Here is a 23562-nt window from a genome sequence, read left to right on the forward strand (position 1 = left end):
ACAATATCGCGGCCGCTCATTCGTCAGCGACGACACGGCCGCCTGCCATCGTTAGCGAGGCGCGACGCGGCAGCCGGTTCGCCGGCCAAGATTTCAACAAGCCAACAAGACCATCCGCCAAGGAGTCACTTTGAGTCAGCATCCTCCCCGCCAGCCTGCCAGTCCGCCCGCCCCGGCGGGATTCACGCGCTACCAGAAGACCGTCGTCGGTCTGCTGGCCTTCCTGCAATTTGCGGTCATTCTCGATTTCATGCTGATGTCGCCGCTGGGTGCCGTGATCATGCCCGCCATGCAGATCACGCCGCAGCAGTTCGGGCTGGTGGTCTCGGCCTATGCCTTCAGCGCCGGGGCCTCCGGCTTGCTCACGGCCGGTTTTGCCGACCGCTTCGACCGCAAGCGGCTCTTGCTGTTCTTCTATTCCGGCTTCGTGCTGGGGACCGTGTGGTGCGGTCTGGCGCAGAGTTTTGAAAGTCTGCTGATCGCGCGTATCGTCACGGGCCTGTTCGGGGGCGTGATCGGTTCCATCACGCTGGCCATCGCCACCGATCTGTTCGCGCCGCAGCTGCGGGGACGCGTCATGGGCATCATCCAGACGGCCTTCGCGGCCAGCCAGGTGCTGGGCATTCCGATCGGGCTTTATCTCTCCAATACCTGGAACTGGCATGTCCCCTTCCTGGCCATGGCCGCGCTGGGCGCAGTGGGCGGGATCGTGGTCAGCTTCAAGATGCAGCCGGTAGACGGCCACCTCAAGCTCAAGCAGGAACACACGGCGTGGATGCACCTCTACCACACCATTACGGAGCCACGCTACCTGACCGCGTTTGCCACCACGGCCCTGCTGATGACGGGCGGCTTCATGCTCATGCCGTTCAGCAGCGCCTATCTGGTCGGCAACCTGGGCATCGACCTGCATCACCTGCCGACGGTCTATCTGGTCACCGGCCTGTGCACCATCGCCTTCGGTCCGCTGATCGGACGCGCGGCCGACAAGGTGGGCAAGTTCCGGGTCTTTGTCTTCGGCGCCGTACTGTCCATCATCATGGTACTGATCTACACGCACCTGGGACCGGTGACGGTACCGATGATCGTGCTGGTCAATGCCGTGCTGTTCCTGGGCATCTTCTCGCGCATGATTCCATTCCAGGCCCTGGTCTCTTCGGTCCCGGCGACTACCCAGCGCGGTTCCTTCAATGCCATCAGCGCCTCCATCCAGCAGCTCTCGGGGGGTGTGGCCTCGATCGTGGCCGGACATATCGTCACGCTGGGGGCGGATGGCCAGTTGCAGCATTTCGACGTCGTCGGTTACGTCATTGTCGGTACCACGCTGCTGGCCTCGGTACTGGTCTGGCGGCTCAACCGCGACGTGCAGGCGCGCGCCGCCATCCTTGCGGCCGCAGCTCAGGCGTCGCCGGCCAGCGCTGCGGGACGCTGACCGCCCCTCCGAGCGGAGGTATCTGCGCAGCGGCCATGCAGATCGCTCAGGCTGCAGTGCGGCCGGCGTAACTGGCCAGTGTGCGGATGATCTCGCGGCCTTGCACATCCGTGCGGCAGTAATGGTCGACCAGTAGCCTGACGTCCGAATCGCTCTCCTGCGGCAGGACGTCCGGCTCGCTGCCGGTCAGCAACCAGTTGAGATCGACCGCAAATTCGCGGTAGAGCTGCAACAGCAGCTCCCCGCCCGGCATGGCCTTGCCGGCTTCCAGCCAGCTGATGTGGCCGGTCGATGTATTGAGGCGCTGACCCAGCTCGCGCTGGCTCAGGCCGTGGGCGAGGCGGATCTCCTTGATCCTCCCCCCGATTTCTTCACTGAACATGTCTTCTCCTCTGAACGGACGCACCCGCGTGAGCCGCCCGTATCCCCGTCCCCACGACTGCGCCGAGCCCAGCAGCCCCGTGCCGAACCAGTGACACCCCCGCCGGACGGCAGCAGCGGGGGCGTAACCGGCGACCGCTCTCAGCCGCGCCGGCTTACCAGGAAGCTCGCGACCGCCATGACCAGCGACTTGCCGCGCTCCGATGCGCGGACGTAGTCACCAATGAGCACCTTGATGTGAAAACCATGGCGCGGCGGCAGTTCTTGTTCCAGGCCGGTCAGGAGCCAATTGATGTTGACGTCGAACTCCCGGTGCAGCGAACGCAGGAAGCGTCCGCCGGGCATGCTGTGCCCCAGCTCGACGCAACTGATGTAGGCACCCGAGGTGCCCAGCCGGCTGGCGAAGTCGCGCTGGTTCAGGCCACTCAGCTGACGCGTGGCCTTGAGGCGTTCGCCGATGGCTTGCTTGGCAGCAGGCGTCGTCTGGGGCGGCGCGTTGTCGATGGGCGCGTCCATGCTCAGCCTCCGAACGGAAACGCCGGTCCAGGTACCACGATCGGCTGCGGCGGTAGCGGCACATGCACATCGGCCGCCGGCACTTCCGCGCCAGTAGCGGATCCGGATTGATGCAGGAAGTCGAACTGTTCACTCTGCATGAAGATCTGCTGCAGGGTCAGCACGCCATCACTGAACTGCAGCCGCCGGTCCGGATTGACCAGGGCATCCAGCGCACCTTCCCGCAACAGGATCTGGCCACCGCTGCGCAGCACCAGCAACAGGTCGATGCCGAGACTGCGCACGTCCTGGATGGTCTCGATGGGAACACGATCACCTTGCCACCCATGCTCACCGAGATGAGGTACGTATCGTTGGCACCTGCCCCGCCCACCGTGCCAGCGAAGGTCAGGTTCTGGTCCAGGCCGGTCAAGGTGGCTGCGCTGGTCGGTGTTTCGGCGATCATGGCGTACTTGGTGACTGAATCATTGATGGACTGGGTGTCGGGTGTCTCGCCGTTGACTTTCAGGTTGCTCAGGAGCGGCGAGGCCGTACCTGCCGCCAGCGTGACACTGACGCCATTACCCACCACTACGTTGCCAGCGGCGTCACTCAACTTGGGCGTGATGACATGCTGGCCGGCACCCAGGCTGCTGGTACTGGTGACCTCCAGGCTCATGTTGGCCGCGCCCACATCGGCGGCCGTCAGGGTGCGACTGCCGATGAGCTGGCTGCCCTCATACAGACCGATCACGTCGCCTGCGCTGGCCTTGGTACCGTCGTAGCTGACCCGCAGGGTCGGCAACGAATTCGGATTTTCCGTGGTCACCTGATACAGCAGGCGAACATTGCCGATGTCGTATTGCTGGCTGCCGCTGGGAGTCTTGTAGGAGAAGACGTCCGTATTGGCGGCATAGAAGCCATCCAGCGCACTGAGCAGAAGCTGCTTGCCATCCGGGGAAGTGAACTTGAAACTCTCCCCTTTCGCGTAGGGACCGCCCTGATGCACCATGCTGAACGTCGTTCCCAGCCCGAATCCGCTCGGGAAGGAATACACGCTGATGTAATGCGGATCGGTCGTGTTGGCATCGCTTGTAATGGACATCCCGCCCCATTCCGCATACATCCCCTTGAGGGAGGAAATGAAGCTTGTCGCCGTCATCCCCGCAGGCAACAGGCTGGTGAGATCGACACTTTCACCCGAGTGAAGGTTATGGGGACTGGAGCCCCCCATGATGTCCGGAATGCTCAGCGTCTTGTAGCTGATTTGCTTGCTGCTCACCAGCGCCGCGCTGATGCTGGAAGGCAGCGTGAGGTCTACCGACAGCTTCGCCACGACGGTATTGCTATTGCCGGCCTGGTCCGTCAGGGTGATCGAGGCACTGCGGTCCCCTGCGCTGGGGGTCGCATTCTGCAACTGGATGGCCTTGAGGATGGCCCGTGCCTCCAGCCCGCTCAGGGCGGCCCCTGACGTCTTGCTGATGGTCAGGCGATGACTGCTGCCTTCATAGCCGTAAGTCAGCCCGGCCACCCCGCCCACCATCTTGCCGGTCACGGCGGGCAGGCTGGCGTCGAGCGCCAGCGGCACATCCAGCAGCAGTTTGTCATGCTGCAGGTTCAACTGGGGACCGTCCATCCTGATGGCGATGCTGCTGATGTCGCTGGTGGGCCAGACCACGATGTCGTGCGCGAACATGGTGGCGGCAATCTGCTCCAGTTGCGGGCGATCCTGGGCCTGGGCGGCGGTGCGCTTTTCCAGTCCTTCCAGGCACTTCACCAGGGGTTCGCTGGCCTGGCGCATGCGGGACGAGGCCAGCAGGACGGCTTCGGTCTGCTGGTGCATCTCGTTGCGGATGCTGCGGATTTCCTGCAGCTGAGCTTGGGCCACGGAGAAATCGTTGCGCATCTGCTGTTCGTCCGGCTGACCGTTGGCAGGCACGCAAACGGCATCGGCCACGCTCATGTACGCCGCTTCGGCACGGTTGCACAGCACGCGCTGCAGCTTGCGGGTAGCCAGCAACTGCACGTTGTTGACGATGGATCCGCCCAGGCCCAGCAGCGAGGCGACGAAGGCGTCACCCATGCCGGCCAGCGGCGCGCTCATCTTCTGGAAGAACTGCGCCATCATGTCGCTGCCGCCCGAACCGGCCACGCCGAACAAGCCGATCAGGGCTGCCACCTCCTTCAGGGTCACGATCAGACCGAGGAAGGTGCCGAACAGGCCCAGGCCGATCAGGGTGTTGGCGATGTACTGGGTCAGCGTGGTACGGCGCTGGATTTCCAGCGCGAAGCTGTCGGCCTGGTGCTGCAGGCGCGCCGGATCATGGACCGGGGCCGTGCCATCCTTGCTTAGCAGGTTCTGGAACAAGGCCCGCACTTCCAGGCCGGCGGGCACACCGGCCAGCGTATCGTTCAGGTTGGCCAGCTTGACACGGCGGTCCTGGGTCTCGGAGGACTTGAACCGGCGGACCAGCAGACCGAGGTACTTGCCTTCACCCAGCAGACGCCAGGTTTGGCCGTATACCTCGGCACGCAGGCGCGCCAGGCTGATGCGCAGCGCTGCGACCTTGGCGCGGCTGTCGTTGAGGGAGGTCTGGATACGGTCCTGCTCCAGCACCATCAGCAATTGCCCCTGCTTGACGGCCTCCCCCTCCTTCACCAGGATCTGCTTGACGGGTCCGCCATCAGGGGCCTGCACCGACTGCGTACGGGAGACCGCAATCACCTGCCCTTGCGCGCGGGTGACCTGATCGATGTGGCTCAGGCCGGCCCAGACCAGCAGCAGCAAGACACTGAGCATGGACAGGCGCAACATCCAGCGCGCCGAGACCAGGGAGTGATGGGGATCGGGTTTATTCATTTTCAAGCTCATGGTCATGGCGAACCTCAGGCGACGACGGCATTCCCCGCACTGGCGGTATCACCGCGCAGTCGGGCCAGGACGGCATCGCGCGGGCCGTCGAGCACGATCCGGTTGCCCACCACCACGATCACGCGTTCGACCATGGGCAGGAAGGCAGGCTTGTGGGTAACCACCACCAGCGTGCGGCCACCGCTGATTTCTTCATTGAGCACGCCCAGGCAGTGACGCTCCAGGTCTTCATCCATGGAGGCCGTGGGTTCATCGAGCAGGAAGATGTCAGGCCGGCACAGCAGCAGCCGGGTGAAGGCCACCAGCTGGCGCTGGCCACCGGACAGGCCGCGCCCGCCCTCCTGGATCGGCAGGTCCAGTCCCTTGGGATGGGCTGAGACCAGGCGCAGCAGGCCGGTGCGCTCCATCACCTGGCGCAGCACTTCGTCGCCGGGATCGGGCAGGCCGATCAGCAGGTTCTCGCGCAGGGTGCCGACGAAGAGACGGTGGTCTTGCTGGAGATAGCCGATGTGCTGATTCAGCGTCAGGCGGTTGATGTTGGCCATGTCCAGGCCATCGATCAGGATGCGGCCCTGCTGGGGCCGGTACAGCCCGGACAGCAAGCGCAGGATGGTGGACTTGCCGGCACCGATCGGTCCCAGGATGGCGACGCGCTCCCCGGCACGGATACTCAGCTGGTCAATGCTCATGGCATTGAGCAGGCTGCCGGCATAGGTGAATTTCACCTCTTCCACACGGAACTCGCCGCGCAGGGTGTCCGGGGTCAGCTGGCGCTCGTTGCCCTGATCAGTCTGCAGGGCATAGATCTTTTCCAGTCCGGCCAGGGTGGCCTTGGTATGCGCACGCTGCACCATCAGGCCGGGAATCATGGCCACCGGGGCCAGGATGCGGCCACCCAGGATGGAGCAGGCGATCAACGCTCCCATGGTGATCTGGCCGTTGATGACCAGGAAGGAGCCGACGATGACGGTGGTCGAGTAGCTCAGTTGCTGCAGCATGGCAGCGATATAGCCGGCATGGTCGCCGATGGCGCGCATGGCCATGTCGCTGCGGATGGACTCGGCACTGACGTCGATCCAGCGCGAGAGGAATTTCCAGCCGCCGGAACCGGACTTGATGGTCTCCACCCCCTCCACCGTCTCCACCAGCAGGCCGGTCTTGAGGTTGGAGGCCGCCGCGCTCTTGTCGGCCAGCCGTACCACCTTGCGATTGGAGAGGTAGCCGATGCCGATGGCCGCCAGCCCGAACACGGTCGGCACCAGCGCCATCCAGGGACTGGCGATGAAGGCGATCACCAGTACGAACAGCAGGCCCAGCGGCAGGTCGACCAGGGTGAACAGCGTCTGCGAGGTATAGAAGGAGCGAATTTGTTCATATCCGCGCAGTTGCCCGGCCAGGCTGCCGACGGAACCTGGCAACTGGTCCACCCGGACCGACAGCAAGCGTTCGAAGAGCGCCTGCGAGAGCTTGGCATCGAGGCCGGAGACCACGCTGTCCATGATGTGAGAACGCGCGAACTTCATGCCCAGCTCGAAGACGATGGCCAGCGAGACGCCGATGGCCAGCACGATCAGCGTAGCCACGCCGTGCGTAGGAATGACCCGGTCATAGACCTGCATCGAGAAGACCGAGGCCCCCAGCGCAATGACGCTCATCACCACCGAGGCAATCACCACTTCCAGGATGATGGGACGGTATTCGCCAAGCGCTTCCTTGAAGACGCGTTCAAAACCGTGCTGGTCCGGCTTGTTGCCGAGCGGGGCGAAATCGAGCTTGTAGGCGCCTTCGCTCAGATCACTGTCGCTGACCAAAGCATGGCCTTCTTCACTGATGAAAATCCAGCGGCCATCGGGACGCTGGTCGGCGATGACACCCCAGCCGCGCTCGCGCACCACGCCCAGCATGGGAAGCTGCGCGCGGTCCGGCTTGGCCAGATGCTGCGACTTGGGCAGGCTCAGGGCAGCGCAGAGGCTGTTGATGTCGATGGCCGCTGCGCCGCTTTTCACCATCGATTGGGTGATGGCGGCATTGAGCCGGACGCTGTCGATCACCACACCGTGGCGTCGCGCTGCCGTCATCACGGCCCATGACAAGGAAGACGCCAGTTCACTCATGACAGGCCTCCCGGGAAACCAGCAAGGCAGCTGGATACAGGCCCGTGCAGCCTGCGCCGGACATCTTGCTGGCCGCAGCGCGGCGCACCGGCAACGGGGGGCGAACTGGGACAGGAATGAATATTCTTTCTCATGGCGATTCGTTTGGTTTGATATCAGTCGCGACGATCGGCCTTCCTTCAGGGGAAGGACTGTCGACGGCGCGTATTCGGACGATGCGGACGTACCCGGCTTGATCGACAGTGAGAGCGAAAAACGGGAGAGAACCCCTCGGACGATGTGTCGCGCGATGCCAGAAATGACCGGGATGCGTCATCGTTGCTGCTTTGCCATCTCAGCAACAGCGGGCAAAACCGAGGGAGATCTCGTCCGGAATCAGGCGCTGCGGCAGATCGTCAATGGGCCTAATGATCTGTGAAAATATATAAAGATTTAATTGTCCTTTAGTTCATTTCAGACATATTTGTAGTCTCGAAAAAACTAAGTAAATGACGATTTCAGTCGATCAGATAACAAACCTCACTCTGGAACGATGGACGCCCTTCCTGTCGACGAGTGAAGAGAAAATCCAGGACCACTTTCGCGAGGATCAAAGAAATACGGAAGATCCTGGAAAGCCTCTTCATATCTGGATACACAAAAGAGAACTCCCCTCGAATCATGTTGAACCCGAGGGGAGCTTGGTGCCATTCGCCACCTGATCACCGACAATCAGTCAGCACTGGTGACAGCGTCTCCGCCAGACCATTAACATCGACGCCGTACTAACTTTATCTAACATTTTGCGCTTAACAAATTGTCTGATGGTGCAGACGGAATGAACTATCGAAGGCAACTTCGAGTGGACGACATCAACAGCAACGGAGAGGAAAGACCAGACAGGAAAGGACGCCTGTGCGCACAGCCCGCGCAAGCTCAGTGCGAGGACTGAAGCTCCGGCGCCACCACGGCCTCTGCGGAGCCGCCAGCCGCGAGAGAAGACAACGGCGATTCCGGGGCGTGCAACGACAGCGGCGACAGTGGCGAACCCGCCGGGCTCGCTGCCCGATCGCAATAGCGCGCAAATTCAGCGGCCAGCATCGGCCGTGCGTAATGCCAGCCCTGGGCATAGTCGACGCAGGCCTGCTCCAGATAGCGCGCCTGCACCGGCGTTTCCACGCCTTCCGCGACGATCTTCAGCTTGAGCTTGCGGGCCAGGTCGATGATGCAGGCCAGCACCGGATGCTCGTGATCCGTGCCGATGCCGATGACGAAGGAACGATCCAGTTTGAGCACATCACATGGAAGTTCGTGCAGATAGCGCAGGCAGGAATAGCCGGTCCCGAAATCATCCAGCGCAATGAGATGCCCCCGCTCCCGCGCCCGGGACAGCGTCTCGCGGCTCGGCAGGGTTTCCATGCTGCTGCTCTCGGTGATTTCCAGCCAGAGTTGGGCCGGCACGATACCGGTGCCGTCCAGCGCGGCAGCCAGCACCTCCAGGATGCGGCCGCTGTTGACATCCTGGGCCGGGATATTGACGGCCGCATGCAAGCAGCGATGAGCGCGCAGCGTGGGGGCCAGGTCGCTGACGGTCTGTTGCAGTACCCGGTCGGTGATGGCATTGAGGTAGCCGTGCCGCTGCGCCGCAGCCAGGAAACGGTCCGGCGGCAACAGTGCACCGTCCTCGCGCTGCCAGCGCACCAGGACTTCCGCGCCCGCACAGCGTCCGTCGGCCAGTACCACGATGGGCTGATAGACGACTCTGAATTCCTCGCGCTCGATGGCGCGCTTGAACTGCGCTTTGGTGATCATGCTCCCCCCTGCCGCAGTTCCCCTTGCGGTCGCCGTGCGCACCGCACCGGATGCGCACGGGATTGATGGTCAGCGTACCTGGTCCAGGCCATACGCCCACAATTGCAGCTTGCGGCCATCCGCGATGATCATGGCCGTGACGTCGGCCTTCTGCAGATCGGTCTGCACCACTTCGCGGGCGGCATTCATCACGTCCAGCCAGGAGCGCCGGCCCGACAGATATTGGCGGGTATAGGAAGCCAGCACCTCCTCGGACGATACGGCGACGTCTTCCAGATTGCGTGCACGCGCCTCGGCTTGCTGATACTCGGTGTAGGTGGCGGCCATCTGCGAGATCAGTTCCAGCCGTGCCGCATCCACGGCCAGCAGCGCTGACTGATAGCGGCCCTGCGCGGCGGCCACTTCCGAACCCAGCGACAGGCCGGCCCCCAGCTGCATCTGCATGCCGATGAAAGCACGGTTGGCATTGGGGGTGTGAGGCACGCTGAAGTTGCCGCGCTGGTGCTCCAGGCGGGCATAGACTTCGGGCCAGTAGGAGGCACTGCGGATCCGGATGGCCGACTCCTGGACCTTGGCATCAGCGCGCAGGCGCTTGAGCAGCGGGCTGCTCTCCAGCATGCTCTCGGTCAGTGCGGGCAGATCCTCGCTGACGGACATCTTCGCCACATCGGCACGCAGCTCTTCATCGCTCAGCGGCAGGCCGACCAGTTGTTCCAGTTGCAGCCGCGCCGACTGGCGGCTGGCCTTGGCTCCCAGCAGGTCGGTCAGTGCCTGGTCGCGGCGGCCGCGCACCAGCGTCACGTCGACGCGCGCAGCGGCGCCTTCCTTCTCGCGGCGCTGGCTCTGTGCGAGGAAATCTTCCAGCGCTTTCAGATTCTTCTGATTGGCCTCGGTGGCCAGATCCGAACGCACCCACAGGCTGTATTGCGAAATGACCTGCTCGGCCAGGCGGAAGCGCTGTTCACGCAGGGCTTCGCCAGCAGATTCATGATTGTGTCCGGCCTGTTCCAGCTGGGCCGTCAGGCGGCCGCCGGACCACAGGGTCTGCTGCAGGCGCAGGGTCACCACGGTATCGTCGCCGTTGTACGAAATGTCGCGCGAACTGGTCACGCCGGCGCGTTCGACCGACATGGACGGTGTCGGGAAGAATTGCCACTTGGCCGACGAGATACCTTCGGCAGCGGCGTCGACGGCACGTTGCCGAGCGACCGCGGCGGGATTGTTGAAAGCGGCTTGCTTGACCAGATCACCCAGGCTGACAGCGCCCGCCGGCAGGCTCAACAAGCCCAGTGACATCGCCATCACGGCAGCCAGCCGGTTGGGCCAGCGCGGGCGCGGCAAGGTGGAGGAAGACTGCGGGCCGCACGCGCCGCCAAGGGGGAGGATGTCGTTCATCTGCGCTCATTTCAGGTTGATCTCGTCCAGGGAGGAAGGTCTCGCGGCAGGCGGGAAGACGGCGCCGGGCGCTGTACTTCACGCACCTGCACACTGGCCGGGCAGCAGCCGCAAAGGCGGCAGGGCAGCCGGCCGGCTGCGATGACGGGTGACGAGAATTGGCTTGGATGATCGCGGAAAGGACGGGGGGGAACGAATTGTCCGATGGTGCAGAAATCTTCATACGGCCTCGAAATAATTCGAGAAACACTACAAAGATTAATGAAGAACAGCTGCAGACCCTGCCAAGAACGTCTGCAGCCGGAAGAGCTGCACGGGTTCCGGCACGCTCAGGAAGAAAACGCCGCTACCGCCAAGGCGGCACGCAAGGTGGTGATGACCTCATCCCAGTCGCCCGCACGCTGCTGGCGGAACAGCCGTGCCGTCGGATACCAGGGCGAGTCATGGCGTTGCAGGAACCAGCGCCAGTCCGGTGAATAGGGCAAGGCGATCCAGACCGGCAAGCCGAGCGCGCCGGCCAGGTGGGCGGCTGCCGTATCGACGCTGATGACCAGGTCCATGCAGGAAAGCGCAGCGGCCGTATCGGCGAAATCGCGAATGCCCTCCCCTACCGCATGCCACTGCGGCCCGGCCTGCTGCAGCCATTGCGCATCGGCGGTGCGCAGATCGGGCTGGATGATGAAGAAGGACACCCCGTCACGCGCCTTGGCCAGAGCCGCAAAGCGCTCCAGCGCGATGGACCGGCGCGCATCGTTGGCATTGCCGGGGTTGCCGGAGCAGATGATGCCTGCGCGCACCTGCCCCGGCGCACGCGGTGCCAGCGCGTCGAGTTGCTGCTCCCACTGCCGCTTGAGGTCGATATGAACGTTCAGGTAAGGCACCGGTGCCGGGATGTTGTCCATCGCCGTATTGCACACCAGCGGCAGGCTCATCAGCGGCAACTGATAATCGATCGCGGGCAAGGCGCCTGCGGTCGGCACCAGCTGAATGCGCGAGGCCACCGGCAAGCCCTGCATCAGGGTGAACAAACTTTCCGGAACCTCGAACACCACCTCGGCCCCGGCCTCGACGATCTGCTGCACGTAGCGGCTGAACTGGATGGTATCGCCCTGCCCCTGCTCGGCCCACAGCAGGATGCGCTTGCCGGCCAGCGAGCTGCCGCCGTTCCAGGGCGGGATGGCGGCGTGGCGATAAGGATCGGTACCGCGTCCTTCCCAACGCCATTCGTAGAGCGGCAAAGCCTCTTCCAGCCGACCAAGCACCAGCAGCGACAAGGCCAGGTTGACATGGGCATCGGCGTCCTTGCCATCCATGCGCAGGGCGCGGCGGAAGCTGTCGATGGCTTCCTCGTGGTCGCGCAGGCGCGCCAGCGTGGTGCCACGGCTGACGTGGGCATCCACCAGGTCAGGGTCGAGAATGAGGGCGCGGTCGTAATAACGCAGCGCTTCCTCGTAGTCACCCAAGGCATGTTCGATCAGGCCTGCATCCAGCCAGTATTGCGCGCGATCATCGAAGCGCAGCAGCACCTGGCGCAGGCATTTGCGTGCGGCTTCCCACTGGCCGGCGCGCTCATGCAGGCGCGCCTTGCGGTGCCAGGTATCGGGAACATCGGGATTGCGCCGCAGTGCCTCTTCCAGCAAGGCCAGCGCCCGGCCATCGTTCTTGCCGGAGGGCGACATGCCCTGCAAGGCGGCCGAGGCGGCGACGAAGAACTCGGGACGTTCATGCCCCGCCTCGATCAGGTCGCGATAGAGCAGGAAGCTGTCTTCATATCGCCCCTGCTCGTAGAAGGCGCGCCCCAGGCGATAGCGCAGGGCCAGCGCTTCCTCGCTGTCGGGGTCGACCAGCGGCAAGGCCTGCTGCCAGGCCAGGGCTGCTTCTTCGAAACGTCCTTGCGCGGCCACCACGCTGCCCAGCAGCTGCAGCGCATCCTTGTGCCGGGGATGGGTCTCCAGCAAGCCGAACAGCACTTGTTCGGCGGCGGCGTAATCATCCTGGTGGAAATGGTCGAGGGCGAGGCGGACGGTATCAGTGGCGTTCATGGCAGGCGGGATGAGACAAACCCGCGTATTGTCTCATCCCTGCCGGGGTACTGCGTCAGCGCTTGAACACCAGCACCGGATCGGCGCGATAGATGGCCGGATACATCTTCTGCAGGTTGCTGATCTTGGGCAGGTCGTTGTAGGCGATGTAGGGCTGGTTCGGATGCAGCGTGGCGTAATCCTGATGGTAATCCTCGGCCCGGTAGAAGCCTTGCAGCGGCGTCACCTGGGTCACGATGGGGGCGCTGAAGACCTTGGCGGCATTGATCTGGGCGATGTAGGCCTGGGTGGCTCGGGCCTGTTCGTCGCTGGCGGTGAAAATGGCCGAACGATATTGCGTGCCATGGTCCGGGCCCTGGCGATTGAGCTGAGTCGGGTCATGCGCCACCGAAAAATAGATCTGCAGGATCTGGCCATAGGAAATCTTGCGCGGATCGTAGGTCACCTGCACCGCTTCAGCGTGCCCGGTGGTCCCCGAACTGACCATGGAATAAGTGGCCGAATCGGCCTTGCCGCCGGCATAACCGGACACCGCCTGCAACACGCCCTGGGTATGCTGGAATACCCCCTGCACACCCCAGAAGCAGCCACCCGCAAGGACCACGGTGGCCGTGTTGGCGGTGGACGCCAGCACCGCCTTGCCACTGGGAGCGGGCACCGCCACCGCCGCTTCGGCAGCAAAAGTGGAAGCACAGGCCAGCGCCAGGCAAAGACTGGCCGCAGAGGCCAGGACGGCAGGTTTGAACAGGGACATGGCAGGCTCCGACAGGGCAGGGAAAAATCAGAAAATCGGCTAGGACGATCAGGTCAAACGCACAAGATATGAAGCATTCAGCGCCGCACGGGCTTTCCCGGCGTGCCCGATGCGCCGCTGCGCCGCCACAGCAGGCGCACAGCGAGCATCACCCCGACCAGTACCGCGAACAACAGCGGCTGCGCGATCAGGTTCTTGCCGGCCTTGTCCCACCAGTAGTGCAGCACACCCAGCGGCACGATCACATAGACCAGCCGGTGCAGGGCCTGCCAGCGCTTGCCGCCCAGGCGTCGCACCATGCCGTTGGTACTGGTGATGGCCAGCGGGATCGACAGCAGCAGCGCCAGCACGCCCACGGTGATGAAGGGCCGCTTGACGATGTCCTTCCAGATCTCGCCCAGGTCGAAGAAGTGATCGAACCAGACGAAGGTCGTGAAGTGCAGGCACAGATACAGAAACGCCATCAGCCCCAGCATGCGGCGCATGCGCACCAGCCAGTTCAGCCCGGTGATCTTGCGCAGGGGCGTCACTGCCAGGGTGATGCAGAACAGATACAAGGTCCAGTCGCCGGTGCTGTGGGTGATGAATTCCAGCGGGTTGGCCCCCAGGCCGCCGGTGAAACCCAGCACCACCAGCCGCCCCAGCGGAACGAAGGCCAGGGCCAGGAACAGCCACCACAGCCCCGTCACGGCGCGTGGCTTGAGATTGCGCAAGGCGGCGGGAGCGAGCTGCATGCCGGATCCGATCCTCAGAAGAACTTGCGCAGGTCCATGCCGGTGTACAGGCTGGCCACGTCGTTGTATCCGTTGAACATCAGCGTCTTGCGCTTGGGCGCAAAGAAGCCGTCTTCGCCGATGCGGCGCTCGGTGGCCTGCGACCAGCGCGGGTGGTCCACGTTGGGGTTGACGTTGGAGTAGAAGCCGTATTCCTGCGGAGCGTAGAGATTCCAGGCGGTCTTGGGTTCTTCCTTGACGAAGCGGATCTTGACGATGGACTTGGCCGACTTGAAGCCATACTTCCACGGCACGATGATGCGCACCGGCGCACCGTTCTGGTTGGGCAGCACTTCGCCGTACATGCCCAGGGTCAGCAGGGTGAGCGGGTGATTGGCTTCGTCCAGGCGCAAACCTTCACGATAGGGCCAGTTCAGGATGGGGGTGGACAGGCCCGGCATCTGCTTCTTGTCGGCCAGGGTGACGAATTCGACATACTTGGCATTGCCGGTGGGTTCGGCCTTCTTGATGAGCGCCGAGAGCGAATAGCCGATCCAGGGGATCACCATCGACCAGCCTTCCACACAGCGCATGCGGTAGATGCGCTCTTCCAGCGGGGCCAGCTTGGTCAGGGCATCGAGGTCCAGGGTCATGGGCTTCTTGACCTCGCCTTCGATGTCGATGGTCCACGGGCTGGTTTTCAGGCTGCCGGCATTCTTGGCCGGATCGGCCTTGTCGGTACCGAACTCGTAGTAGTTGTTGTAGCTGGTGGCGTCCTTGTAGGCGGTCTGCTTGTCCATGACCGCGAAGGCGTTATTGAGCTGGGCCGGCAGCTTCCTGCCCTGCTGGGCGAAGGCCTGCGGCAGCGCGCCCATGCCGCCGGCCAGGGCGGCACCGGCCGCCACGCGCGCCATGAAGCTGCGGCGCGACAGGTAGAGATCACGCGGGGTGATCTCGGAGGCGGTCGGGATGTCAATCTGGTCGGGACGAATCTTGATCAGCATGGTGCGCTCCGGCAAAAAAGGGTGTGAATGCAAAGCGGAGGCAAGGCCTGGACCTCGCCGATGAGATGCCATGGTAAAAGCGGCGCGGTGACGCGCGGGTGGCATTTTGATGACAATTTTGTCATGAAGAAAAATCCCTCCATTGCTAGAATCGAGTGCATTTTCCGGTTCATTCTCTCCGATCCGGGCCGCCTTTGCAGCGGCGCTTCCCGTCCATTCCACCAAACACGGTTTCCCACAGCATGGCCATCCTGGTAATCGAAGACGACCCCAAGACCGGTGACTACCTGCGCAAAGGCTTGCGCGAATCCGGCTATGCCGTCGACCTCGCCCGCACCGGCAGTGACGGCCTGCACATGGCACTGGAACAGGACTACGACCTGGTGGTGCTGGACGTGATGCTGCCCGGCCTGGATGGCTGGCAGGTCATGAGCGCACTGCGCAGCAAGCGCGACCTGCCGGTGCTGTTCCTGACCGCCAAGGACCAGGTGGAAGACCGCATCCGCGGCCTGCAGCTGGGGGCCGACGACTACCTGGTGAAACCCTTTTCCTTCACTGAACTGGTGCTGCGCATCCGCACCCTGCTGCGCCGGGGCGTCACGCGCGAAGCCGAGGTCTATGAGATCGCCGACCTGCAACTGGACCATGTGCGCCACAAGGTCACGCGCCAGGGCATTCATATTGCCCTGACCAACAAGGAATTCATGCTGCTCCACCTGCTCATCAAGCGCCGGGACGAGGCACTGTCACGGTCCGTGATCGCCTCGCAGATCTGGGATATGAACTTTGACAGCGACACCAACGTGGTCGATGTCGCCATCAAGCGCCTGCGCGCCAAGATCGATGCGCCCTTCGAGAAAAAACTGATCCACACCGTGCGCAGCGTCGGCTACATGTTTTCGGAAAACCCATGAACGCCGCTGCCACACCCGTGCGCGGCTGGACCCTCACTTCCCGCGTCACCGCCCTGTTCGCATTGATGACTGCGCTGGTGGTCACCGGCCTGGGCTTTTACCTGGATCGCGCGGCCGGGGTCGCCCTGTCGCAACGGGCCGACCAGGCCCTGATCGGGCGCGTGGAACACTTCCGCAACCTGATGCACGACCTCTACAACGTCGAGCAGATGGAGCAGCGCCCTGCCCTCTTCGAAAGCATGATGGGCAATGAGCAGGATGTGCGCATCTTCCGCCGTCAGGGTGAAGCGCCCTTCATCCAAAGCAATCCCGATCACCTGCAGCCGCCTGAGATGACCCCGCTTCCGGTGGGCCGCCCGGTCAGTTCGGCCAGCCTGCAGACCAGCTTCCGCCCCGATGGCGTGAAGGTACGCTGGGTCTCGGCACTGGCCGATGTGGGCAAGGGTGGTGCAGGCGGAGACCGCGTGGAGATCGTGGCCGCCTATGTGATGGTGCAGGAAAGCCGCATGATGCACAGCTACCGCTGGCGCATTGCCGGTGCGGCGGGCGCTGCCATCTTGCTGACCTCGCTCTTGGGATTCCTGCTGCTGCGGCGCGGGCTGCAGCCGCTGGAAGCGATGAGCCAGCGCGCCGCCCAGATCACGCCCGACCGCCTTTCCACCCGCCTGGAGCAGGACGGCATGCCGTCCGAACTGCGGCGCGTGGCGCTCTCCTTCAATGCCATGCTGGACCGGCTGGAGGCTGGCTACGACCACCTGGCGCAATTCTCCGGCGACCTGGCCCACGAGATCCGCACGCCCATCAACGTGCTCATGGGCCAGAGCCAGGTTGCACTGGGCCAACGGCGCAGCCTGGAAGAATATGAACAATTGCTCGAATCGAATGTGGAGGAATTGCAGCGGCTCTCGCGCATCGTCGAGAACATCCTGTTCCTGGCGCAAGCCGACCATGCGACGCTGGCCGTGGAATGCAGCGCGCTGGACCTGCATGAAGAATTGGGCAAGGTGACCGATTACTTCGAAGGCATCGCCGACGAACGCGGCCTGCGCTTCGAGCTGCAGGCCCAGGGCACCTGCCACGCCAACCGCGACATGTGGCGGCGGGCAGTGAACAACCTGGTCATCAATGCGGTGCGCTACGGTGAGGCCGACAGCGTCATCCGCATCCAGGCCGAGAACGACGCCAGCGGCAGCCGCATCCTGGTGGACAACCGCTGCGAAGGCGTCACGCCCCATGCGATGGCGCGCATGTTCGACCGTTTCTATCGCGGCGACCGTTCGCGCAGCGCCTTCACCGAATCCAACGGCCTGGGGTTGGCCATCGTCAAGGCCATCATGGCCTTGCATCGCGGCACGGCTGCGGTCGAATGTCCGCAGCCGGGCTGGATTCGCTTCAGCTTGTTCTTCCCGTCGGCGGCAGCGCAGGCGGCGCAGGTGCAGGTTCCGCCACCTCTGCCGACCTGAGCGCTTCCTGTGCGGCCTGGGCCGCCAGTTCAGCCTCGCGCGCTTCGGCCGCACGTCTTGCCTTCTGGGCCGCCGAGGCGCGCGTGAAGATGATCTTCAAGGCCGCCATCACCGGCACCGACAGGAAGATGCCCGCCACCCCGCCCAGCTGGTCACCGGCCAGCAGGCCCAGGATCACCATGAGCGGGCTCACTTCCACGCCCTCGCTCATCAGGTAAGGATTCAGTACGTAATCCTGGAACACCCGATACGCCACGATGAAACCCACCAGCCACAGCAGGTGGTCATAACCGCTGAAGCCGGCCACCACCAGAGCGGCTGCACTGGCGGCCAGCGGACCGGCAAAGGGAATGAATTCCAGCACCGCCGCCAGGCCCGCCAGCAGCATGGCGTAGGGCACGCCCATGAGCGAGAAGGCGATGCTGTAGGCCACGAAGGTCGCAATGGAAAGAAAAAGCAGCGCGCGCACATAGCGCGAGAGCAGCACGTCGAGATCCTTGATGATGCCATCCCACAGCTTGCGGTTGGAACGGTTCATCCAGGACAGGATTTCATCGCGCATGGCCGGCGCTTCCTTGATGAGCAGGAAGCTGATCACCGGCACCAACACAAGATAAATCAGGTTGCTGGCCGCATGCATCACGCCCACCCCGAACTGCTTGGCCAGCGGCATGGCCTGGTCGGTGCCGTTGGCGAGCTGGTCGCGGATGAAGCCCAGGATGCGTGCGCGCAGCGGTTCGGCAAAGCCCGGCAGGGGAATCTTGGACACCGCATCATTGGAGCGCAGCAGCGCCGGCAGTTGCTCGGACAGGCGCAGGGCTTCCTCCTGGATGCGCGCGCCGAAGATGGTCGCCACGGCTGCCACGATACCGATGGCCAGCACGAACACCACCGCAATGGAGACCGCACGAGGCACCTTGGCCGGGCGCACGCGCTCGACCTGCTCCACCAGCGGATAGACCAGGTAACTGAAGAAGACGGCAAACACCAGCACCAGCACGGTGGCCGAAATGGTATAGGTGACATAAAGCAGCAAGGCCACCAGGAAGACGGTCCAGACGATTCTGGCCACGCGGAAATCGAAACCCAGCATAAACATTCATCCTTGGAAAAAGAGGACGCAGCAGGCGTGCGCCACGGGCAACCCCAGCCCGCCAGCCCCTCGCCACCGAGGTGAAGAAACCCGGTGGACGCTTGCACTCAGTTGCACTCAGTACTTCACCTGTAGCGTGGCGGAGATGTCGTTTTCCGATCCCTTGCCACGCTACGGCTGAGCTGCAAATGCACCTTATTTGATCCGCATCAGGTTTCCTATCAGCCAAATCCTTCTGGCTTTGTAGGAAAGCGTGAAAATACGTTCATGCAGCGCAACATGATGCTGAACAGGGCTGCGTCCTTGTGAAACCGGGAAGTTCACGAGACGCGATGTCGTCATGAAGAGACGTTAATAAACGCCTTCGCCCCTGCCAGTCCCTGAGCCTGCCGACGGCCCTCGCCCGCGCCTCCGCGCCGGGCGCGCGTCATTCTCATCCGTGATAACTGTTATCAGGAAATACACAGGTGCGTGACATTGCGATGGGTCAAGCAATTGCTTTAAATTTCAGTAATTACTGAAATTTCGAAAGACTTCGACATGGAAAACAATGTACTCAGCCCGCTCATGCAGCGTTTCATCAGCCATTTCGGCGAGATGGGCAGCCGCTGGGGTATCAATAGAACAGTGGGCCAGATCTATGCCCTGCTCTATATCTGCGGGCGTGCGCTCAATGCCGACGAGATCGCCGAGTACCTCAGTTTTTCGCGCTCCAACGTGAGCATGGGATTGAAGGAATTGCAGTCTTGGCGGCTGGTGAAGCTGCTGCACAAACCCGGTGACCGCCGTGAATATTTCGAACCGCCCGGCGACATCTGGGACATCTTCAAGGTGCTGCTGGAAGAACGCCGCCGCCGCGAAATCGAGCCGACCCTCTCCATGCTGCGCGACGCCCTGCTGGAAGCGCCCGGCAGCAAGGACGACAAGGAAGTGCAAAAGCGCATGCGCGAGATGTATGAACTGATCGAACTTTCCAGTTCCTGGTTCGACGATGTGCAGCGCCTCTCGCCGGAGACGCTGGTGTCCTTGATGAAGATGGGTTCCAAGGTCAAGAAGCTGCTGGACGTGCGCGACAAGTTCCGCGTCGGCGGCAGCAGCAACGAAAAGGAGTAATCCGCATGCAACTCACCACATCCTTGCGCAAACGCCCGTGGCGCTGGCCACGCCTGACCCAGCTGCCGCTGGGGGTGGAGATCACCCTGCTGCTGGTGGTCAAGATTGCCCTCATTACGGTGCTGGCCAAGACCTTCTTCGCCCATCCCGAAGCCAAGCACATGCAGATGCCGGTACAGCGCGTGGAGCAGCGCATGCTGTCTTTCACCACGCCGCAACCAGCCACCGCACAACAGCAGTACCCGTCCCAAGACCTGTCCGCCAAACAACAAACGGAGTAACACAACATGGTTCCCATCGATGAAGTCGTCTCGCTGTCACGGCTGCAGTTTGCCGTCACGGCGCTCTATCACTTCCTGTTCGTCCCCCTCACCCTGGGCTTGTCCTGGATCCTGGTCATCATGGAGTCGGTCTATGTCATGACCGGCAACCAGATCTACAAGGACATGACCCGCTTCTGGGGCAAGCTCTTCGGCATCAACTTCGCCATGGGCGTGGCCACCGGCATCACCCTGGAATTCCAGTTCGGTACCAACTGGTCCTATTACTCGCACTACGTGGGCGACATCTTCGGGACCCCGCTGGCCATCGAAGGCCTGATGGCCTTCTTCATGGAATCGACCTTCGTCGGCCTGTTCTTCTTCGGCTGGGACAAGCTCTCGCGCAAGCAGCACCTGATCGTCACCGTGCTGGTGGCGCTGGGCTCGAATCTGTCGGCGCTGTGGATCCTGATCGCCAATGGCTGGATGAACAATCCGGTCGGCGCGGAATTCAACTTCGAGACCATGCGCATGGAACTGGTCAGCATGACCGACGTGATCTTCAATCCGGTAGCGCAAGTCAAGTTCGTGCACACCGTGGCCGCCGGCTACGTCACGGCCTCCATGTTCGTGCTGGGCGTGTCGGCCTGGTACCTGCTCAAGGCCCGCGATACCGCCTTCGCGCTGCGCTCCTTCGCGGTGGCGGCCGGTTTCGGCCTGGCCGCGACGCTCTCGGTGATCGTGCTGGGCGACGAATCGGGCTATACCGCCGGTGAAGTCAACAAGGTCAAGCTGGCCGCCATCGAAGCCGAGTGGGATACCCACCCCGCCCCCGCCGGCCTGACCCTGTTCGGCCTGCCCAATGACAAGGAAGAGCGCACCGACTACGCGGTCAAGATTCCCTATGTGCTGGGCCTGATCGCCACCCGTTCGGCCGATACCCAGGTGCTGGGCATCAAGGACCTGAAGAAGGAACACGAAGCCCGCATCCGCAACGGCATGCTGGCCTATGCGGCGCTGGCCAAGCTGAAGGCGGGCGACAAGTCTCCCGAAGCCCGCGCGGAATTCGACAAGCTCAAGAAGGACCTGGGCTATGGTCTGCTGTTGAAGAAGTACACCAACAACGTCGTCGATGCGACGCCTGAACAGATCAGCCTGGCCGTCAATGACACCATCCCCAAGGTCGCACCACTGTTCTGGTCCTTCCGTGGCATGGTGGCGCTGGGCTTCCTGTTCCTGTTCATCTTCTCGGCGTCGTTCTGGTTCCTGGCCAAGAAGCAGCTGGCCCCGCAACGCTGGCTGCTGCGCCTGGCCGTGATCTCGATCCCGCTGCCGTGGATCGCTGCTGAACTCGGCTGGATCGTGGCCGAATATGGCCGCCAGCCCTGGACCATTGCCGGCATCCTGCCGACCCACCTGTCGGCCTCCTCGCTGCAGCCGGGCAGCCTCTACTTCAGCCTGGCCGGTTTCATCCTGTTCTATACCTTCCTGCTGGTGGTGGAGATGATCCTGATGGTGAAGTACGCGCGCCTCGGCCCCAGCAGCCTGCATACCGGCCAGTACTACTGGGAAACCAAGGGTCATGAAAAGAGCCCCGGCGATGTCCTGCCGCCGCCCCTGAATCCGTCGGCCAATGCCGGCAGCCACTAAGCCACCAGAAGAAATGAGGAAAGCAGAATGATCTTCGATTACGAAACACTCAAGCTGATCTGGTGGGCCTTCGTGGGCGTACTCATCATCGGCTTCGCCCTGACCGACGGCTTCGACTTCGGCGTGGGCATGATGCTGCCCTTCGCCGGCAAGAACGACACCGAGCGGCGCATCCTGATCAATTCCATCGGCCCCACCTGGGAAGGCAACCAGACCTGGTTCATCACCGCCGGCGGCGCCACCTTCGCGGCCTGGCCGCTGGTGTATGCGACGGCGTTCTCGGGCTTCTACATCGCCCTGATGATCTTGCTGTTTTCGCTGTTCTTCCGTCCGGTGGGATTCGACTACCGCAGCAAGGTGGCCGATCCGCGCTGGCGCAATGCCTGGGACTGGGGCCTGTTCATCGGTGGCTTCGTGCCGCCCCTGATCTGTGGCGTGGCCTTCGGCAACCTGCTGCTGGGCGTGCCCTTCCACTATGACGACACCATGCGGGTCGAATACACCGGCAGCTTCTTCGCCCTGTTGAACCCCTTCGGCCTGCTGGCTGGTCTGCTGTCGGTGGCCATGCTGCTGATGCACGGCGCGGCCTTCGCCTTCGTCAAGACCGAGGCCGCCGTGGGCGAGCGTTCGCGCAAGACCGTCATCGGTGCGGCGCTGGCGACGGTGCTGCTGTTCGTGGCCGGCGGCTTCTGGGTGGCCCAGATGCCTGGTTATCGCATCACCTCCATGCCGGACGCCAACAGCGCCTTCACTCCCCTGGCCAAGACGGTGGAAGTGGTCGCCGGTGCCTGGTTCGACAACTACGCCAAGTGGCCCGTGACCAAGCTGTTCCCGGCGCTGGGCGTGGCCGGTGCGGTACTGGCGGCCTTGCTGGCGCTGGTGCGCAGTGCGCGCCTGGCCTTCATCGCCAGCGGGCTGTCGGTGACCGGCATCATCCTCACCGCCGGCATGTCGCTGTTCCCCTTCGTCATGCCCTCTTCGCTGGACGCCAAGAGCAGCCTGACCCTGTGGGATTCGGTCTCCAGCCACAAGACCCTGGGCCTGATGTTCTGGATGGTGCTGATCTTCCTGCCGCTCATCATCGTCTATACCGGCTGGGTCTATCGCGTGGTCAAGGGCAAGGTTACCGCCCGCGACATCCACGAGAACGAACACACGGCGTATTGATTACGCGCAATCGCAAACTGCAACGAGGAGAACATCATGTGGTATTTCGCCTGGATACTCGGTATCGGCCTGGCCCTGGCCTTCGGCATCATCAACGTCATGTGGCTGGAAGCCAACTACGCCTTCGGCCGCCGCAAGGCCGAGGAAACCCACGAGCGCTTCGCCAGCGCCCGTGCGGCGGAAAAGCAGCGGCGCAACGGCAGGTAGGCTCGGGGGATCGCATCCTCACGTGATCACATGATCGAGTGATCGCAGGAGCAAGGCCGGCAGCGTCGCTGCCGGCCTTTTTTTCAACTTGCCTGGAGACCATCATGCCTGCCTCCCCTGCCTCGCACACCGAAGAAGTCGCGCCCGCGCCGCGCCATTGGGCCTTGCTGCCGGGTGCCGGCTTCGCCGACAGTTACCGCATCCGCCTCACGCCGCAACTGGCGAAATTGAATTCGACCGAGATCGCAGCCCGCATGATGGCGACCCAGCCTGCCTGGGTCAGCGCATTGATCCGTTTGCGCGATCGCCTGATGGCACCGCTGGGCCTCAAGCAGGCCGGCGACCACGGCGGCGGGCCGGCCGGGTTTCCCCTGCTGCTGGCGGAACCGGCCAGGGTCGTGATGGGACTGGACGACCGCCACCTGGATTTCCGGCTGTGCGTCGAAAAGTCGCCGGCCGCGACCGGCCAGGCGGCAGATGAAGACCAGTGGCTCACCGTGACCACCGTGGTCCGAACCAAACGCCTGCTGGGCAAGGCCTACCTGGCAGCGATCATGCCCTTCCATCGCTGCATCGCTCGCAGTTTGCTGCTGGGGGTACTGCGGGAGGAACGTCCGGCACTCTGATCCGCGTTCAATGAAAGAAAACGCCGCTGCGTCCATCCGGTCGCAGCGGCGTTTTCCTTCATGCTGACGGCGCAGG

21 protein-coding genes are annotated in these 23562 nt (G+C 63.2%); 9 read left to right on the forward strand and 12 right to left on the reverse strand.

Annotated features, from left to right (window positions below; translation table 11 throughout):
* The first annotated feature begins 130 nt into the window (after positions 1 to 130).
* On the forward strand, positions 131 to 1432 hold the full coding sequence (locus E2K99_RS15625) for an MFS transporter (RefSeq protein ID WP_134222812.1): 1302 nt from the start codon (positions 131 to 133) through the stop codon (positions 1430 to 1432).
* 46 nt (positions 1433 to 1478) lie between these two features.
* On the opposite strand, the gene E2K99_RS15630 is transcribed toward E2K99_RS15625, so the two are convergent.
* The 11 genes from E2K99_RS15630 to msrP form a co-directional block, all read right to left on the reverse strand.
* A complete protein-coding gene (locus E2K99_RS15630) occupies positions 1479 to 1814 on the reverse strand; it encodes a helix-turn-helix domain-containing protein (RefSeq protein ID WP_039785071.1) in 336 nt (111 codons plus the stop codon).
* A gap of 140 nt (positions 1815 to 1954) precedes the next feature.
* Positions 1955 to 2329: a helix-turn-helix domain-containing protein gene (locus tag E2K99_RS15635; protein WP_134222813.1), complete on the reverse strand. Its 375-nt coding sequence runs from the start codon at positions 2327 to 2329 to the stop codon at positions 1955 to 1957.
* A 2-nt stretch (positions 2330 to 2331) separates the two neighbouring features.
* On the reverse strand, positions 2332 to 2493 hold the full coding sequence (locus tag E2K99_RS25925; protein ID WP_240733730.1) for a hypothetical protein: 162 nt from the start codon (positions 2491 to 2493) through the stop codon (positions 2332 to 2334).
* Positions 2487 to 5168: a putative HlyD family type I secretion protein gene (locus E2K99_RS25930; RefSeq protein ID WP_240733731.1), complete on the reverse strand. Its 2682-nt coding sequence runs from the start codon at positions 5166 to 5168 to the stop codon at positions 2487 to 2489. The genes E2K99_RS25925 and E2K99_RS25930 overlap by 7 nt, the downstream gene beginning before the upstream one ends.
* A 26-nt stretch (positions 5169 to 5194) precedes the next feature.
* Positions 5195 to 7294 carry an ATP-binding cassette domain-containing protein gene (locus tag E2K99_RS15655; RefSeq protein ID WP_121042001.1) on the reverse strand — a complete coding sequence of 700 codons (2100 nt, stop codon included), beginning with the start codon at positions 7292 to 7294 and terminating at the stop codon, positions 5195 to 5197.
* Positions 7295 to 8209: 915 nt separating this feature from the next.
* Positions 8210 to 9085 carry an EAL domain-containing protein gene (locus E2K99_RS15660; protein ID WP_134222814.1) on the reverse strand — a complete coding sequence of 292 codons (876 nt, stop codon included), beginning with the start codon at positions 9083 to 9085 and terminating at the stop codon, positions 8210 to 8212.
* A 69-nt stretch (positions 9086 to 9154) separates the two neighbouring features.
* Entirely contained in the window at positions 9155 to 10480 is a 1326-nt protein-coding gene (locus E2K99_RS15665) for a TolC family protein (RefSeq protein ID WP_205703683.1), read from the reverse strand.
* A gap of 329 nt (positions 10481 to 10809) precedes the next feature.
* Positions 10810 to 12522, reverse strand: a complete 1713-nt coding sequence (locus tag E2K99_RS15670) for a tetratricopeptide repeat protein (protein ID WP_134222815.1) — start codon at positions 12520 to 12522, stop codon at positions 10810 to 10812.
* A 55-nt stretch (positions 12523 to 12577) separates the two neighbouring features.
* Positions 12578 to 13276 (reverse strand): peptide-methionine (S)-S-oxide reductase MsrA, encoded by a 699-nt coding sequence (gene msrA / locus E2K99_RS15675; RefSeq protein ID WP_121042007.1) that lies wholly within the window; start codon positions 13274 to 13276, stop codon positions 12578 to 12580.
* 77 nt (positions 13277 to 13353) lie between these two features.
* Positions 13354 to 14010, reverse strand: coding sequence for a protein-methionine-sulfoxide reductase heme-binding subunit MsrQ (locus E2K99_RS15680; RefSeq protein ID WP_205703684.1), 657 nt, complete (start codon positions 14008 to 14010; stop codon positions 13354 to 13356).
* Between the two features lie 14 nt (positions 14011 to 14024).
* Positions 14025 to 14993, reverse strand: a complete 969-nt coding sequence (gene msrP / locus E2K99_RS15685; protein ID WP_134222816.1) for a protein-methionine-sulfoxide reductase catalytic subunit MsrP — start codon at positions 14991 to 14993, stop codon at positions 14025 to 14027.
* Between the two features lie 242 nt (positions 14994 to 15235).
* On the opposite strand from msrP, the gene E2K99_RS15690 reads away from it, so the two are divergent.
* Positions 15236 to 15907 (forward strand): heavy metal response regulator transcription factor, encoded by a 672-nt coding sequence (locus E2K99_RS15690; RefSeq protein WP_121042020.1) that lies wholly within the window; start codon positions 15236 to 15238, stop codon positions 15905 to 15907.
* Positions 15904 to 17370: a heavy metal sensor histidine kinase gene (locus E2K99_RS15695; RefSeq protein ID WP_134222817.1), complete on the forward strand. Its 1467-nt coding sequence runs from the start codon at positions 15904 to 15906 to the stop codon at positions 17368 to 17370. Before E2K99_RS15690 ends, E2K99_RS15695 begins: the two co-directional genes overlap by 4 nt.
* Here E2K99_RS15695 and E2K99_RS15700 read toward each other — a convergent pair.
* Positions 17300 to 18463: an AI-2E family transporter gene (locus tag E2K99_RS15700; RefSeq protein WP_134222818.1), complete on the reverse strand. Its 1164-nt coding sequence runs from the start codon at positions 18461 to 18463 to the stop codon at positions 17300 to 17302. The genes E2K99_RS15695 and E2K99_RS15700 overlap by 71 nt on opposite strands.
* 540 nt (positions 18464 to 19003) lie before the next feature.
* On the opposite strand from E2K99_RS15700, the gene E2K99_RS15705 reads away from it, so the two are divergent.
* The 6 genes from E2K99_RS15705 (at position 19004) to E2K99_RS15730 (ending at position 23486) form a co-directional block, all read left to right on the forward strand.
* Entirely contained in the window at positions 19004 to 19576 is a 573-nt protein-coding gene (locus tag E2K99_RS15705; protein WP_088753293.1) for a GbsR/MarR family transcriptional regulator, read from the forward strand.
* A gap of 5 nt (positions 19577 to 19581) precedes the next feature.
* The gene (gene cydP / locus E2K99_RS15710) at positions 19582 to 19857 is read left to right on the forward strand and encodes a cytochrome oxidase putative small subunit CydP (protein ID WP_134222819.1); all 276 of its coding nucleotides are present in this window, start codon (positions 19582 to 19584) and stop codon (positions 19855 to 19857) included.
* Between the two features lie 6 nt (positions 19858 to 19863).
* Positions 19864 to 21486 (forward strand): cytochrome ubiquinol oxidase subunit I, encoded by a 1623-nt coding sequence (locus tag E2K99_RS15715; RefSeq protein ID WP_134222820.1) that lies wholly within the window; start codon positions 19864 to 19866, stop codon positions 21484 to 21486.
* A gap of 27 nt (positions 21487 to 21513) precedes the next feature.
* Positions 21514 to 22653 (forward strand): cytochrome d ubiquinol oxidase subunit II, encoded by a 1140-nt coding sequence (cydB, locus tag E2K99_RS15720; protein WP_134222821.1) that lies wholly within the window; start codon positions 21514 to 21516, stop codon positions 22651 to 22653.
* A gap of 36 nt (positions 22654 to 22689) precedes the next feature.
* The gene (gene cydX, locus E2K99_RS15725) at positions 22690 to 22860 is read left to right on the forward strand and encodes a cytochrome bd-I oxidase subunit CydX (RefSeq protein WP_008330178.1); all 171 of its coding nucleotides are present in this window, start codon (positions 22690 to 22692) and stop codon (positions 22858 to 22860) included.
* 104 nt (positions 22861 to 22964) lie between these two features.
* The gene (locus E2K99_RS15730) at positions 22965 to 23486 is read left to right on the forward strand and encodes a DUF2867 domain-containing protein (RefSeq protein WP_134222822.1); all 522 of its coding nucleotides are present in this window, start codon (positions 22965 to 22967) and stop codon (positions 23484 to 23486) included.
* Positions 23487 to 23562: the final 76 nt, after the last annotated feature.

The sequence above is a fragment of the Herbaspirillum huttiense genome, assembly GCF_004367745.1.
In the GTDB taxonomy this organism is placed as follows: domain Bacteria; phylum Pseudomonadota; class Gammaproteobacteria; order Burkholderiales; family Burkholderiaceae_D; genus Herbaspirillum; species Herbaspirillum huttiense.